The following is a 14,908-nucleotide window of genomic DNA, read 5'->3' on the forward strand; positions in this document are numbered from 1 at the left end:
GCTGACTTATCGCGGGGCGGCACCTGCTTGGATCAGGCGGAGTGCAGATTACGTGCCGTGGGTGAGGTCTCGGTCGTGGCCGGGTCGGGGTAGGTGCCGAAGAGGCGGTCGGCGGTACCGGAACTGGTGACCGTGAACCAGTAGTGCTCGTTCTTGTAGTGGTGGTGGCGATGGTTGCGCCAAACCGCCCGGTAGAGCGAACCTTTCGGCTTGTAATCGGTGTGGATCAGGTAGTGCGTCCACTCGTAGCCCAGGCCGAGCAGGGTGATGGTGATCAGAAAGGTCAGGCCGAGGCCCCAACCGGGGAAGGCGAAGGCCGCCAGCGCGATCAACACCACGACCAGCACCGCCAGCGTTTTCGTCGGGATGAAGATCAGCGGGATGTCGCGCGGATCCACGTGATGCTCCCGGTGCTTGCGGGCCAGTTCGCTATCGAGTGCGATCGGGCCGAGCCGCCGTGGCCGCCAATGCAACACCGTGACGTGCACAATCCACTCGAACACCGGGAACACCGCCAGCATCACGGCGGGGACCAGCAGATCGGTGAGCTGCCAATCGCCGACGACGACGCGAGCGATCAGCGCGCCCACCAGCGTGGTCCCGATCATCCACGGCGAGGGGTGCCGGAGGAATTCTTCGAATGCCTGGCCGAGGGTGAGTCCGCGCCGCAGCGCCCGCTCATCCCTGCGTACCCGCGCCCGTGCGTCCGTGTCGATCGAAGCGTGTTCGGATGCTTTCGGTTCGGTCATGATCGTTCCTAGCTGTGCGTGACCGGCGGTCCGCCGAGGACCTCGATCAGGGCGGTGGTCGCCGGCTCGAGCAGCGCCCGAGCAGTGCCGGCGGCCTTCTGCGGCCGGCCCGCGGCGATGGCGGCGGCCAGTTCGCGGTATGCCTCGACGTTGCCCACCTCGGCGGACATGATCGGGGCCAGCGCCGCGAGCGCCGGTTCATATGCGGCGCGCAACATGTTGAACATCAGCCGGAACACGATCGAGTCGGCCGCGTCCACGACGTGATCCCAGAACTCCATCGCATGCCGTTGCTGTGCGATCGGATCCTGTTCGGCGGCAAGCGCTTCGAGGGAAGACTCCAGCAGGGGACGAACCTCGCCCGCGCCGATCGCGCCGACCCGGCGCGCGGCCAGCTCCGCCACCTTCGGCCCGTTGTGCAGGCGGACCTCCAGAATGCTGCGTGCGACCGCGGGGTCCAGTTCCCCGGCCTGCACCAGCAGCCTGGGCAGAACCTCGAGCCCCGCGCCGCGCCGATAGTCCAGCACGGTCGTCGCGTCTCCCTGGCGCACCGACACCAGCCCGGCCGCGGCCAGCCGCTGCAAGGCTTCCCGCACCGCGGGCCGGGACACCCCGAGCGCCTCCGCCAACTGCCGCTCACTGGGCAAGGTCGCCCCGGGCGCCAGCTCACCGCTGAGCACGTCCGCGGCGATCTGCTCGAACACGTCCGCCGACACCGATCGCTTGACCACAGGTTGCAACGCCATGCGTCTACTGTGCGCCTAAGTGGTCAGGAGGTCAAGTGGTCAGACCAATTTCGCCTGGAGGGGCTGGCGTTGGCCGATGAATGGGCGGTGCGCAAGTGTTGGACGGCGGTCGGTTCGCCGTCTGATCCGTGGCCGCGTGACCATGACAGTGCGAAACCCCTGACCTCTTGTGGGCTCAGGGGTTTCGCACGAGCGTGGTCGCGGGAGTCTGTTGTCACCGATGGGTCGGCGGGGCGGTGAGGGTGGGGCGGACCTTGGTGAGCATCAGGTCGAGGAACTGGTCGGGGTGGCGGAAGGAGGCGAAGTGGCTGGCGCCTTCGATCAGCGCGAAGTGCTTGACCGGCGCGGTGACATCGTCGAAGAACCGCTTGGCCGGTTCGGGCGGGGTGAGGGCGTCTTGGTCGCCCTGGAAGATGAACAGTGGGATATCGAATGCGGTGCCCTCGGTCCATTCGTCGATCGTCACGGCCTCGGGTGCAAATCGCTCGGAGAAGGTCATGCCTTTGAAGTAGGTGCGCAGTTCGCCGAGCGTGTGCAGCGGTGAGAACCACAGCGAGCGGATCACCACGGTCTTTATGGTGTCGTAGGTGAGCGGATCGGTGGTGACGACGAGCCTGTTGTACTCCGCCAACTGCTCGGCGGACCACGCTGACTTGTCGGCACCCATGTCGGTGACCGTGGCCAGCTCTTTACGTTTTCCGGCCTGCTGCAGCCGGCTCACCAATGCGTTGTATGCCGAATGGTTGTGCCCGCCGGCGTTGATGTTCTGGTCGGCGCCGACGTAACCGCTGTACAGCTGAGGGTGGTTGCGGGCCAGGCGCAGCCCGACAACGGTGCCGAAGGAGTTTGCGACCAGCAGGACCTTCTCGACGCCGAGCCGGGCCCGGACATGCTCGGTGACCTCGAGGGCGTCGCGGTACCACCGCTCCAGGCTCATCTCACCCTGTCCGTCCGGGGCGGTGCGGCCGAAAGTCTTGCCTGCGCCGCGCATATCCCACCGCACGATGGTGAAGTGTTTCTCCCAGCCGCGGGTGCGTGGGGCGAAGACGAGGTTGGAAGCGCCGGGGCCGCCGTGGACTTCGACGATAACCGGATTGCGCAGGTCGTCGCCGCGGATCGAGATCCACTGGTCGATACCGCCGATGCGGATGAAGCCGGACTCGTCGATGCCGTTCGTCGTGGTGATGCGCAGCCGCTTGGCGTTGGCCGCACGCCTGAGCTGCCGGTGGCCGAGCAGCCCGGCAACGGGCGCGGCAGCGGCAGCGACGATGGCGGCGAGGACGATGGTCGTAAGCATTGTTATCTCCCTAAACTGTTTATGCCGTCAGCAGCTGGGTTTAAGGTATATACAATTGGACGTGGGTGTCAACCCATCCGCCGGTAACCACCAGAAAGGACTGTCATGGCCAGGACAGACGCTGCCCGAGAAGGTAAGGAAAAGGCACGTGACCTGCGGGCGAGCGTGGCATTGCTGTGGGGGGAGCAGGAGCGGCGCACCCGTGGGCCCAAGCCCAAGCTCTCGCCCCGCGGCATCGCGGAGGTCGCGGTGGCACTCGCCGATGCCGAGGGCTTGGACGCCGTGTCGATGAATAAGGTCGCCGCCGAGTTCGGCGTCTCGGCGATGGCGCTCTACCGCTATGTGCCCGGTAAAACCGAACTCGTTGAGCTGATGGTCGAAGCTGTACTGACCGATTGTCCCGATCTGTCGGTCGCCGGCAGCGGATGGCGGCTCCGGCTCTCGCAGTGGGCCCGCCGGTCATCGGAGGTGTACCAGAACCATCCCTGGTTACTCGCCGCGACCGCGATGCGTCGTCAGCGCATGGGGCCGGCCCAACTCGCTTGGCTGGACGCCGCACTGGCGGTTCTGGAGCCGACCGGCCTGACCGCCGCCCAGCGGCATCAGGTCTTTCTCCTGATCGTCGCTCTGGTACGCAACCACGCCCAGCAGATGGCCGACTTCGATGAGAGCCACGACGAGGAATGGAACCGCCTCACCGGCGAACTACTCGACCGCCACGCCGACCGTTTCCCCGCCCTGACCAAAGCCATCGCCGAGGGCGCGTTCGCGCCGGAGGCTGTTGCCGACCCGCTCGGATTCGGCCTCGAGCGCATACTCGACGGCGTCCAGATGCTCATCGACCACGGCGGGAAGTGACATCGCTCCTGCCGCCGCCCCGTCCGAGACAACGGTGTCGTGAATGGCCTCGCCGTCGGCGAGTCGGCCGATGTGGCGGTGTTCGAGTCCGACCCCGGTCTGTGCCGGGCCGAGATCCCTCAATTCGCAAGGTAGATCCGAACACTCCGGGCCGCAGGTCAGCCGCTGCGCAATCCGAAAAGTTCACGCGGAACGGACACTGATGGACGTCGATGCGCGCCTGGCGCATGGGCACTTTCGCGAGGTGGCGTGTGGTTTCACGGAGCGGACGGCCGCGCGCGAGTGCTCGGCGCTGCGGTGCTCTTGGCCGACGATTCAGGTGGGGTCGGAGCCCTGCACGGCGGAGAGCCAGATCGTGCAGGCGGCGGCAATGGTGGTGGCGGCCAGGAAGACCGAGAAGCCGCCACCGTCGAGGTAGACCCACAGGAGGGCGGCGATGGGGGCGGCGACGGTGGATTGGGAGTCGAGCAGGAGGCGGCGCCGCAGGCGGGTGGCCTTCGCGATGTGGGCGGGTGCGCCGGGGTCGGGGCGGCTGGGGTTATCGATGAGACGGCCGGGCGGTTCGACGTCGCGCATGCGGCCGGACGGGTAGAGGCGTCGTCCCGCGACGTGAATCGTGCGGTCGGTGAACTCCCCTTCGGTTTCGGTGAGAGTGACCAGCGCGGGATCGAAGTACACCGGAACCCACCGCGGGCGACCTGTGCCGCCCACCTCCAACCACGAGCGGCCGACCAAGCGATGCTGCTGACGGATGCGGGCAACCCGAACGGTCGGCGCGGTGGAGGGAGGACGGAATCGGAGTATGCCGAAGGCGAGGGCGAGCCGATATCCGGTGTACCCGCAGACGCCGAGCGCGACGGCCGCGATCGCCGCCACCTGATCCAGAGTGCCGAACGGCGCCCAAGCGGCACAGACCGCGAGGGCGCCGATCGTCACGGTGATCGGATAGGCCAGCGGATGGCCCCGTCCGGAACTCACTTCAGGAAACCGACCTTGGTGTAGTCGCGCGAGGCGAGGCCGAACGCACCGTAGTTCGCCAGGTCGGTCCGGGCGGCATAGGTGCCCGCCGCCTGGTGCAGCGGGACGGAGTAACCCTCTTCGAAGATCATCCGATCGCATTGGTTGGCCAGCTGAATGGCCTTGTCGGGGTCCAGTTCGGCGACGGTCTGGTCGATCAGCGCGTTGAGTTCAGGAGTGCCGATGCGCGCCTTGTTGCTCTGCAGGTTGGCGGGATCGTAGTAGTAGATCTGCCGCAAACCGCTGAGCGGCAGAACGCTACCGCCCCAGCTGAACTGGGCCAAGTCGAAATTGCCCGGGTCGATGACATTGGTGAACAGGCCGGTGCCCGGCACCGTCTGGATGATCAGCTTCACCCCGACTCTCGCGAGATTCTGCTGCACGATCTGCGCGGTCTGCACCCACTGGTCCTGCTGGTACATCACGTCGCGGAGTTCGAGCTTACGGCCGTCCTTCTCGCGGACATCGCCGTTGAGCTTCCAGCCGAGCGCGTCCAGCATCCGGGCGGCCTCGTCCGGGTCGTAGGTGATCGGCGCGGCATTGTCCTGGTAGCCCTTCTGCCCCGCCACGAAGACGTGATTGTTCAGTGGCTTGGGATCATCCACGACGCCGTGCTGGGAGGCGGTGACCACTCCCTGCCGATCGATCGCCTTCGAGATGGCGATCCGCAACTGTGGGTCCGCGAGCAGGGAACCGGGTGCCCCATTGAATGTGATGTGGGACCAGGTCGATTCCGGCGTGCGGCGGATGACCACGTTCGCGGCATTGCGCGCCGCGCTGACGTTCTCGATGCCGGACATGTAGGCGATGTCGAGTTCGTTGTTCTGGATCGCGGGCAGCCAGGCCGAGTGGTCCAGCACGCTGAAGGTGACGGAATCCAGCTTCGGCGTCTCGCCCCACCATCGGGGATTGCGCCCCAGCACGATGCGATTCTGGCTGCGATCGACGGAGGTGATCACGAAGGGCCCGGCGCTGAGCGGCAGCTCGTTCTTGGCCGCGTTGGTGAAGGTGTCGGGCGTCGCCGTGACCGACTTCGGGTACAGCGGGTTGAACAGCCCTTGCCATTCGCCGTACGGCTGGTCGAAGGTCACCACGGCCTGCCGGTCATCGGCGCCGCGCTCGACCTTGCCCACCCGTTCGAAACCGCCGGTGGCCGAGACGAGGAACGCGTTGTCCTTGCCGCTCAGTGCATTCGCCTGAGACCGGAGATCTTCCCAGGTGATCGGCGAGCCGTCGGACCACACGGCCTTCGGATTGATGGTGTACTCCACCTGCTGCGGATCGGTGCCGATCAACTTGATGTCGGTGAAGAAGTCGTGCGCGATGCTCAACTGTCCTGCCGCATCGCTGACGAAAGTGGTGGGCATCGTCGCTTCGACCAGGTAGAAGACGGTCTCCGTTCCGCCGTCCACATGCAAGTAGTTGAAGTTCTCCGGGAGGTTGGTGAGTGCCAGCCGCAGGTTCCCGCCGTCGCGCAGTTCGCTCGGGTCCCTCGGATTGATGTCGTTGGTGGTGCCGATCGTGCTGCTGCCCGCGGTGACACCATTGTCGCCGCCGCATCCCGTGAGCGTCAGCCCTACGACGACCAGCGACAAAGCCAGCCGGGCACACGCAGAGGTAATCCGCATGGTGATCCTTCCTGCTCGTTGCGTCCTACGGACCGGCTCACTTCACGAAGCCCACCCGGAGGTAATCCGTGGAAGCCAGCCCGAAAGCTCCGTAGTTGGCCAGGCCCTCCCGGACGGCCACGTTGCCGGGCGATTGCGCGATGGGCACCGAGTGGCCGAGGTCGAAGATCATCCGGTCGGCCTTGTTCGCCAGCTCGATCGCCCGCTCGGGGTCGAGTTCGGAGATGGTCTGCTCGATCAAATCGTTCAGTTCGGGCGACCCGATCCGGCCCTTGTTGCTGAGCGTGTTCGCCGGATCGTAGGCGTAGATCTGGGGCAGCGCGCCGAGCGGGAAAATGCTTCGTGACCAGCTGAACTGAGCGATGTCGAAGTTGCCGGGGTCGATGACATCGGTGAACAGGCCGTTGCCGGGGTAGGTCTGGATCAGCAGTTTCACCCCGATCCGCGCGAGATTCTGCTGCATGATCTGAGCCAATTGCACCGAGGTGTCCTGCTGGAACATCACGTCGCGGATCACCAGCTGGCGTCCGTCCTTCTCGCGGACGTCACCGTTGAGTTTCCAGCCCAGTTCGTCCAGCATCCGGGCCGCCTCGTCCGGGTTGTAGGCGATCGCCGCGGAGTTGTCCTGGTAGCCCTTTTGTCCGTCCAGGTAGATGTGGTTGTTCAGCGGCTTGGGGTTCTCCACGATCCCGTTCTGCAGCGCGGTGACGATGCCTTGACGATCGATGCCCTTCGCGATCGCCACGCGCAACTTCGGATCCGCGAGGATCGACCCAGGGGCGCCGTTGAACGTGATGTGCGAGTTGTACGGACGCGAGGCACGCCGCACGATGATGCCCGGTGAGTTGGTCGCGGACTTGACCTCCTCGATGCCCGAGACATCGATGGCGTCGAGTTCGTTGTTCTGCAAGGCGTTGAGGCGGGCCGAATAGTCGAGCACGCTGTAGGTGACAGTGTCGAGCTTCGGCGTCTCGCCCCACCATTTCGGATTGCGGCTGAGCACTATTCGTTGTCGTGCCCGGTCGACGGTGGTGATCACGAACGGTCCCGCCGACTTGGCGAGCCCGTTGCGGTCGCGCTCGTTGAACGCCTGCGGCGTAGCGGTCGATTCCTTCGGCATCAGCTGACTGAACAAGCCCCGCCACTCCGCGTAGTGCTGCGCGAAGGTGACGATTGCCTGACGGTCGTCGACGCCGCGCTCGACCTTGGCCAGCCGGCTGTAGCCCTGGGTCGCGGAGACCCGGTACTCCGTGTTGCGGCCGCTCAGCGCCTCTGCCTGGGACCGCAAATCTTCCCAGGTGATCGGGCTGCCGTCGGACCAGACCGCCTTGGGGTTGATGGTGTAGACCACCCGCTGCGGGTTGGTCTCGGTCAGCGTGATGTCGGTGAAGAAGTTGTGGTCGATCGACAACTCTCCGGCGGCATCGGACGTGATCGGCCCGGGCAACGTCCAGTCGACCACCTCGGCGACGTCACCGTCGGCGTCGACATGGTGCGAATTGAACGTCGGGGGGAAATTGGTGATGGCGAGACGCAGGTTGCCGCCGTCGCGCAATTCGCTCGGCTCGCGGGGATTGATGTCGTTGGTCGATCCGATCGCGTTGGAACCCGACTTCACTTCGCTGCCGCCCGCGCCACAGCCGACCAGCAGTGCGAGCGCCGTGCCGACAGTGAGCGCCCGAACCATCACGTTGCGTGCCTGCCTTCGGCGATTGCGGGTGGGCTGTGCTGGTCTCATTTCACAAATCCGATCTTGGTGTAGTCGTACGACGCCAGGCCCGGGGAGCCGATATTGGCGAGGTCCGCGCGGGCTCCGAAACTGCCGTCGGACTGGGTCAGCGGCAGGGAATGTCCTTCCTCGAATACCTTCCGGTCGACCTCGTTGGCCAGTTCGATCGCCTTCTTCGGGTCCAGTTCGGTCAGCGTGCGCTCGATCAGGGCATTGAGTTCGGGAGAACCGATGCGGCCGTAGTTGCCCTGCAGGTCGTTCGGGTCGTAGTAGTAGATCTGCCGGATCGAGCTCATCGCGAAGGCGTCACCGGAGAAGATGAACTGTGCGGCGTCGAAATCACCGGGAATGATGACGTCGGTGAAATAACCTGCCCCGGGCTTGGTGTCGATGGTGAGCCGCACGCCGATCCGGGCCAGATTTTGCTGGATGATCTGCGCGATCTGCACCCACAGTGGGTCGTTGTACATCACGTCGCGGATTTCCAGCTTGCGGCCGTCCTTTTCGCGGACGTCACCGTTGAGCTTCCAGCCGGCCGCGTCGAGTTCCCGTGCCGCCTGGTCGGGGTCGTAGGCCACCGGGGCCGAATTGTCCTGGTATCCGTCCTGTCCCTGCAGGAAGATATGGTTGTTCAAGGGCTTCGGACTCTCGACCAGACCGTTCTGGGTCGCCGTCGCGATGCCCTGCCGGTCGATGGCCTTCGCGATCGCCGCGCGCACGCGCGCGTCCGCGAGAATGGAGCCGGGCGCGCCGTTGAACGTGATGTGCCGCCAGCGATTACCGGGCGCACGGCGAATCACCAGCCCATTGGTATTGCGGACCGTCTTGACCTCGTCGATCGAGGTCAGCCGGACGAGATCCAGTTCGTTGTTCTGCAAGGCGGCCGCCCAGGCCGCCTGATCCAGCACGCTGTAGGTGATGGTGTCCAGCTTCGGTGCCTCGCCCCACCATTTCGGATTACGGCTGAGCACGATCCGGCCCTGGACGCGGTCGGTGGATCGGACGACGAACGGACCCGCGCTGAGGCCGAGCCGGTCCACGAGTCCCTTGTTGAACGATTCGGGATTCGCCGTCACCGACTTCGGGAAAAGCGAGGAGTTGCCCGCGAACTGTCCGCGCCATTCGCCGTAGGGATGGTTGAAGGTGAGGACCGCCTGCCGGTCGTCCACTCCGCGCTCGACCTTCTCGACGAACTCGAAGCCGTTGGTGATCGCGATCAAGAAGCGCTTGTCGCGGCCGCTGAGCGCGTGCGCTTCCGCGGCGATGTCCTCCCAGGTGATCGGCGTCCCGTCGGACCAGACCGCTGCGGGATTGATGGTGTAGGTGACCTGTTGTGGATTGGTGCCCGTCAGCGCGACATCGGTGAAGAAGTCCTTGTTCACGGTGAGGTTGCCCGCCGCGTCGACGTCGAAAGCGCGCGGCATGAGCGGGCGCTCGATATCGGCGATCTCGCCGTCGTTCCCGTCATTGGACAGGGTGTTCCAGTTCGCCGGGAAGCTGGTGACCGCCAGCCGTAGGTTGCCGCCTTCGCGCACTTCGTCGCGGTTCTTCGGGTTGATGTCGCTGGTGGTGCCGAGCGCGTCGGACAGGCCCGCGGCCGATTCGTCGGCGCCGGCCGCGCAGCCCGCGGCGATCAGTGCGATCGCCGCCAAGCCCGCGGTCCACCGCATTCGGTCGAAACGGATCCGCATCGCGCCCTCCTACCTATCTGCTGACTGCCGGCACCGGCACCGCGTCGATCAGCGCCCGCGTGTACTCGTGTTGCGGGGCGGCGAAAATCTGCTCCGCCGGGCCGTACTCCACGATCTTCCCGCGATACATGACCGCGATGTCGTGGGCCAGGTTTCGCACCACGGACAGATCGTGTGAGACGAACAGATAGGAGAGGCCGCGCTCGGTCTGCAGGTCGCGTAGCAGGTTCAGCACACCCGCTTGGATCGAGACGTCCAGCGAGGAGACCGGTTCGTCCAGCACCAGCAGCTCCGGGTCCAGCGCGAGTGCGCGGGCGATGCTGATGCGCTGTTTCTGGCCGCCGGAGAAGTCGCCGGGGTAACGGTCGGAGTGTTCCGGGCGCAGACCCACCTTTTCGAGCAGTTCCGGTACCCGGCGGGCGATCTCGGCGCGCGGCCGCCCGTCGATGCGCAACGGCTCGGCGAGGGCGTCGAAGATCGGCAGGCGGGGGTCGAGGGAGGCGGTGGGGTCCTGGAAGACGATCTGCATCTTGCGGCGGATCTCCCGTTTGCGCGCCTTGCTCAGGGATCCGACGTCGTTGCCCATGATCTCGATTGCGCCCGATTGCGGCGGGACCAGATCGAGGATCTGGGTGAGCGTGGTCGATTTGCCGGAGCCGGACTCACCGACCAGCGCCAAGGTGCGCCCGCCGCGGACCTCGAAGCTGATGCCGTCGACCGCCCTGATCTCCCCCTTGCGGCGGCGCAGCACCACACCGGAGGTGATCGGGAAGACCTTCACCAGGTCCGAAACCCGCAAAACGACGTCCGACTCCACCTGCGCTTCGGCCTCCGGCTCGGCGATCTCGCGCCGATAGGCGTCGAACAGCTCGTCGGTGCCGACCTCGGCGGTGCGGATGCAGGCGGCGGTATGACCCGGTTCGACTGCCTCCAGCGGCGGTTCCGCCGCCCGGCATTCGCCGATCGACACCGGGCAGCGCGGTGCGAACGAGCAGCCCGGCGGCAGCGCGTGCATGGCGGGCGGGGCGCCGACGATCGGGATCAGCGGTCGCCGCGGCGGACCGTCCATGCGCGGGATCGAGCCGAGCAGGCCAACGGTGTACGGCATCCGCGGCGCGTTGAACAGGGCGCTCGCGGTGGCGGTTTCGACGATCTTGCCCGCGTACATGACGGCGACCCGATCGGCCAGGGTCGCGGCGATGCCCATGTCGTGGGTGATCATGATGACGCCCGCGCCGGTGATGTCGCGCGCTTTGCGCAGCAGATTGAGGATCTGCTTCTGCACCGTCACGTCCAGCGCGGTGGTCGGCTCGTCGCAGATGATCAGCGCCGGATCGTTCGCGATCGCCATCGCGATGACGACGCGCTGGCGCTGGCCACCGGAGAACTCGTGCGGAAACGCCTTGGCCCGCACTTCCGGGTCCGGGATACCGACCAGGTCGAGCAGCTCCAAGGCGCGCTTCGCGGCATCGCCTCTGCTCGCCTTGCCGTGCGCCAGCAGGGCTTCGGCGATCTGATCGCCCACCCGGTAGACCGGCGTGAGCGCCGAGAGCGGGTCCTGGAACACCATGCTGATGGAACTGCCGCGCAGCTTGGACAGTTCGCGATCGCCCAGCCCGAGCAATTCGCGTCCGCGGAACCGGATGGAACCGGTGATCCGCGCCTGCTCCGGCAGCAACCCCATCACCGCCAGCGAGGACACCGACTTGCCCGAACCGGATTCACCGACGATGGCGAGCACTTCGCCGTCGGAGACCGTGTAGTCGACGCCGCGCACCGCGTCGATGCGGCCCTCCTCGCTGGGGAAGGACACCCGCAGATCGGTGATCTCCAGCAGTGGCGCGGTGGAGGTCGTCGTCGTCATGCCTTCGCCTTCTTCTTCGACCGAGCCCGCTTCGCGCCGGGATCGAACGCGTCGCGCAGTCCGTCACCGACGAGGTTGGCGCACAGCACGGTGATGATCAGCAGACCACCTGCGAACAGGAACAGCCAGGGATAAGTCAACGCTGATTTGGTCCCCGCGGCGATCAGCGAGCCGAGCGACACGTCCGGCGGCTGCACGCCGAAACCGAGGAAGCTCAGCCCCGTTTCGGCCATGATCGCCGAGCCGACGGTGAGGGTGGTGTCGATGATCAGGATCGAGGCGATGTTCGGGATGACGTGGCTGAGGATCACCGTGCGGGTGGGCGCGCCCATGTACCGCGCGGCCCGGACGAATTCGCGATCACGCAGGCTCAGCGTCAGGCCGCGCACGATCCGCGCCGAGATCATCCAGCCGAAGCAGGACAGCAGGAGGATCAGCAGCAGGATGGAACCGCTGCCCTTGGTGCGCGGCGCGAACAGCGCGATGATGATGAAGCTCGGGACCACCAGCAGCAGGTCGACCAGCCACATGATCGCCCGGTCGGTCCAGCCGCCGAGCAGTCCGGCCAGTGAACCGGCGGTGGCGGCGATCGTGGTGGACAACAGCGCCACGCACAGGCCGATGACCAGGGACTTCTGCAGTCCGCGCAGGGTCTGCGCGAGGACGTCCTGACCGATCTGGGTGGTGCCGAACGGATGTTCCGGGCTCGGCGGTTTGAGCAGGGCGGTGTAGTCCAGCTGCTGGTAGTCGTAGGGCAGGAAGGGCGGCAGCGCGAAACTGACGACGAACAGCGTGATGAGGACGATGCCGCCCGCGACGGCGGGTTTGTTGCGCAGGAAGCGCCGCAGGACCAGCTTGCGCCGCCCGGTCGCGGCGACCTCGGGCGCGCCTTGGACGATGATCTCGGCTTCGGTCATCCCACACGCACCCTTGGATCGAGAATCGCGTACACGATGTCGGACAGCAGACCCGACACCAGCACGACCAGGCCGGCGAACGCGGTGACCGTCACCACGACGTACAGATCCTGGGCGTTGATCGAGTCGACCAGCCACTCGCCGACGCCGTGCCAGCCGAAGATCTTCTCGGTGAACGTCGCGCCGGTGATCAGGGCGCCGAGACTGTAGGCGAACAGCGTGGCCATCGGGATCAGCGCCGTGCGCAGGCCGTGCTTGTACAGCGCCTTGCTTCGAGTGAGCCCCTTGGCGCGGGCGGTGCGGATGAAATCGCTCTGCAGCACGTCGAGCATCGCGTTGCGCTGGTAGCGGCTGTAGCCCGCCATCGCACCGAGGGCCAGCGCGGTGGTGGGAAGGATCAGGTGCTGGATGCGGTCGAGCAGTTGCGGCCCGAATCCTTCGATCTTGTTCGCCGACGTCTCGCCGGTGTAGAGGAAGATCTGCGATCCGGTGAGCGAGTTTACTTCCAGCGCACCGTATTTCAGCAGCGTCGCGAGCAGGAATACCGGCGTGCTCAAGATCAGTAGCGACACCACGGTGGTGAAGTAGTCGCTGAACTTGTATTGCCGGATCGCCCCCGCCGCGCCGATCAGCACGCCGAGCACCGTGCCGACCAGGGAGCCGACGATCAGCAGCCGCAGACTCACCGCGACCCGCCGCGGCAGCTCCTCGCTGACCGGTTGACCGGCCAGCGTCGTGCCGAAGTCACCGTGCGGAATGCCCTTCAGCCAGGTGATGTAGCGCTCCGGGATCGGGTCGTTGAGGTGCAGCTCCTCGGCCTTGGCGTCGATCACTGCCTGTGGCGGGCGCGGATTGCGTTGTTCGAGACTGTCCAGCGGCCGGAACGTCAGGGACGCCAAACTGAACGTCAGGAACGAAGCCAGCAGCAACAGCACGACATAGTTGAGCGCGCGTCGTAGCAGGAAGCCGGTCATCAGTCCTCTGGTCTTTCGGCTGGACGGGCCAGCGTCGGTATTAGCCCCCGATCATAAGGACGTGGTTCGCGGCGCGCGTGCCACACGACATCCGGGCATGTCCGGGGCACAGCCGAGCACGGTGGCCGGGCGCGGGCCGGAGGTTGTCCGGCAGGATGGAATGGGTGACGCCCCTGCACCTCCCCAAACCGAAGATGGTCGCCACCGATGTGGACGGCACGCTCATCGATCACGACGAGCGGGTGACCGCGCGGACGAAGGCGGCGGTGGGCGCCCTGATCGCCGACGGTGTGCCGTTCGTGCTGGCCACGGGCCGTCCACCACGCTGGATCGACCCGGTGGTGCAGGGGCTCGGGTACGCGCCGCTGTGCGTGTGCGGCAACGGCGCGGTGATCTACGACAGCGCCGCCGACCGGGTGCTGGTCAGCATGACGTTGGACGTGCCGACGCTCGCCTGGCTCGCCGACGTCGCCGAACGTGCCTTGCCGGGCTGCGGCCTCGCGGCCGAACGCGTCGGCGAGAGCGCGCACGACGCGGTGACGCCCCAGTTCGTCAGCTCGCCCCAGTACGAGCACGCCTGGCTCAATCCTGACGACACCTCGGTCGCCCGGGAGGAGGTCATCGACGCGCCCGCCATCAAGATGCTGATCCGGCTGCCGGGTGCGCGCAGCTCGGACATGCGCACGGTGCTCGCGCCGCTGATCGGCGAACGCGCCGACATCACCTACTCGACCGAGCACGGGCTCATCGAACTGTCCGCGCCCGGCATCACCAAGGCCGCGGGGCTGGCGGTGGTCGCCCAGCGGCTCGGCGTGGACGAATCGACCATCGTCGCGTTCGGCGACATGCCCAACGATGTCCCCATGCTGACCATGGCCGGCCACGGTGTCGCGATGCGCAACGCCCACCCCGAAGCCCTCGCCGCGGCCGACGAAATCGCCGAATCGAACACCGACGACGGAGTCGCGCGCGTCCTCGAGCGCTGGTGGGTGTGAGCTGTGTTTGTTTTTCCAGCGCCTGCGGCGCTGGGTGTTCGCGGCCCCTTATGGCTCGCGTCCGAACGACCGCCGCTTGCTCCTTCGTCGCCTACGCGGCGGCCGCTCGGACGCGAGCCGGGCCGCGAACGGCGGATGCTCGGTCTCGCTTCGCTCGGAAGACGTGGTTGAGGTTGGCTGGGCGCGCTGGTCTCCGACCTGGGGAAACGGTGCGCGCAGGGAACGCGGGGAAACGGTGCGCGCGGTTCGGGTCCGAGGGGGCCGACGGGGTGTTCGGGGCCATCTGGTGGCCGATTGGTTTGCCGGGGTCGAGTGACCGCGGCTTCGGCATGTCCGACCCACACGGCCATGGGTATGTGCCTGAAACGACTCGGAGCCCGCGCGGGGCGCGAGCTCCGAGAGGGGCAACTTGTCCGGGATCAATCCTCGGTGGTGGCGTCAGC

Annotated in this window: 12 protein-coding genes; 2 read left to right on the top strand and 10 right to left on the bottom strand. The window is 66.5% G+C overall.

Annotation, left to right across the window (positions count from 1 at the left end; all coding sequences use genetic code 11):
- Positions 1-32: 32 nt before the first annotated feature.
- The 3 genes from AB0L97_RS23045 to AB0L97_RS23055 form a co-directional block, all read right to left on the bottom strand.
- The gene (locus tag AB0L97_RS23045) at positions 33-749 is read right to left on the bottom strand and encodes a sterol desaturase family protein (RefSeq protein ID WP_364432846.1); all 717 of its coding nucleotides are present in this window, start codon (positions 747-749) and stop codon (positions 33-35) included.
- An 8-nt stretch (positions 750-757) separates the two neighbouring features.
- The gene (locus AB0L97_RS23050; protein WP_364432849.1) at positions 758-1,495 is read right to left on the bottom strand and encodes a GntR family transcriptional regulator; all 738 of its coding nucleotides are present in this window, start codon (positions 1,493-1,495) and stop codon (positions 758-760) included.
- Positions 1,496-1,709: 214 nt separating this feature from the next.
- Complete coding sequence (locus tag AB0L97_RS23055) at positions 1,710-2,792, bottom strand: alpha/beta hydrolase (RefSeq protein WP_364432852.1); 1,083 nt, start codon at positions 2,790-2,792, stop codon at positions 1,710-1,712.
- Between the two features lie 105 nt (positions 2,793-2,897).
- Here AB0L97_RS23055 and AB0L97_RS23060 point away from each other — a divergent pair, with 105 nt between their 5' ends.
- On the top strand, positions 2,898-3,650 hold the full coding sequence (locus AB0L97_RS23060; RefSeq protein WP_364432855.1) for a TetR/AcrR family transcriptional regulator: 753 nt from the start codon (positions 2,898-2,900) through the stop codon (positions 3,648-3,650).
- A gap of 315 nt (positions 3,651-3,965) precedes the next feature.
- Here AB0L97_RS23060 and AB0L97_RS23065 read toward each other — a convergent pair whose 3' ends face one another.
- From AB0L97_RS23065 to AB0L97_RS23095, 7 genes are read right to left on the bottom strand one after another with little or no spacing between them, the layout of a single operon-like run.
- Positions 3,966-4,628, bottom strand: a complete 663-nt coding sequence (locus AB0L97_RS23065; RefSeq protein ID WP_364432858.1) for a hypothetical protein — start codon at positions 4,626-4,628, stop codon at positions 3,966-3,968.
- The gene (locus AB0L97_RS23070) at positions 4,625-6,295 is read right to left on the bottom strand and encodes an ABC transporter family substrate-binding protein (RefSeq protein WP_364432861.1); all 1,671 of its coding nucleotides are present in this window, start codon (positions 6,293-6,295) and stop codon (positions 4,625-4,627) included. Before AB0L97_RS23070 ends, AB0L97_RS23065 begins: the two co-directional genes overlap by 4 nt.
- 37 nt (positions 6,296-6,332) lie before the next feature.
- Positions 6,333-7,982 carry an ABC transporter family substrate-binding protein gene (locus tag AB0L97_RS23075; protein ID WP_364432990.1) on the bottom strand — a complete coding sequence of 550 codons (1,650 nt, stop codon included), beginning with the start codon at positions 7,980-7,982 and terminating at the stop codon, positions 6,333-6,335.
- A 47-nt stretch (positions 7,983-8,029) separates the two neighbouring features.
- A complete protein-coding gene (locus tag AB0L97_RS23080; protein WP_364432864.1) occupies positions 8,030-9,715 on the bottom strand; it encodes an ABC transporter family substrate-binding protein in 1,686 nt (561 codons plus the stop codon).
- Between the two features lie 13 nt (positions 9,716-9,728).
- The gene (locus tag AB0L97_RS23085) at positions 9,729-11,579 is read right to left on the bottom strand and encodes an ABC transporter ATP-binding protein (RefSeq protein WP_364432867.1); all 1,851 of its coding nucleotides are present in this window, start codon (positions 11,577-11,579) and stop codon (positions 9,729-9,731) included.
- On the bottom strand, positions 11,576-12,496 hold the full coding sequence (locus AB0L97_RS23090; protein ID WP_355073166.1) for an ABC transporter permease: 921 nt from the start codon (positions 12,494-12,496) through the stop codon (positions 11,576-11,578). The genes AB0L97_RS23085 and AB0L97_RS23090 overlap by 4 nt, the downstream gene beginning before the upstream one ends.
- Positions 12,493-13,470 carry an ABC transporter permease gene (locus tag AB0L97_RS23095; protein WP_355073164.1) on the bottom strand — a complete coding sequence of 326 codons (978 nt, stop codon included), beginning with the start codon at positions 13,468-13,470 and terminating at the stop codon, positions 12,493-12,495. Before AB0L97_RS23095 ends, AB0L97_RS23090 begins: the two co-directional genes overlap by 4 nt.
- 155 nt (positions 13,471-13,625) lie before the next feature.
- Between AB0L97_RS23095 and AB0L97_RS23100 the strand changes: the two genes are divergently transcribed.
- Positions 13,626-14,465, top strand: a complete 840-nt coding sequence (locus AB0L97_RS23100; RefSeq protein ID WP_355073162.1) for an HAD family hydrolase — start codon at positions 13,626-13,628, stop codon at positions 14,463-14,465.
- Positions 14,466-14,908: the final 443 nt, after the last annotated feature.

It is taken from the genome of Nocardia sp. NPDC051911 (genome assembly GCF_040681035.1).
Taxonomy (GTDB): domain Bacteria; phylum Actinomycetota; class Actinomycetes; order Mycobacteriales; family Mycobacteriaceae; genus Nocardia; species Nocardia sichangensis.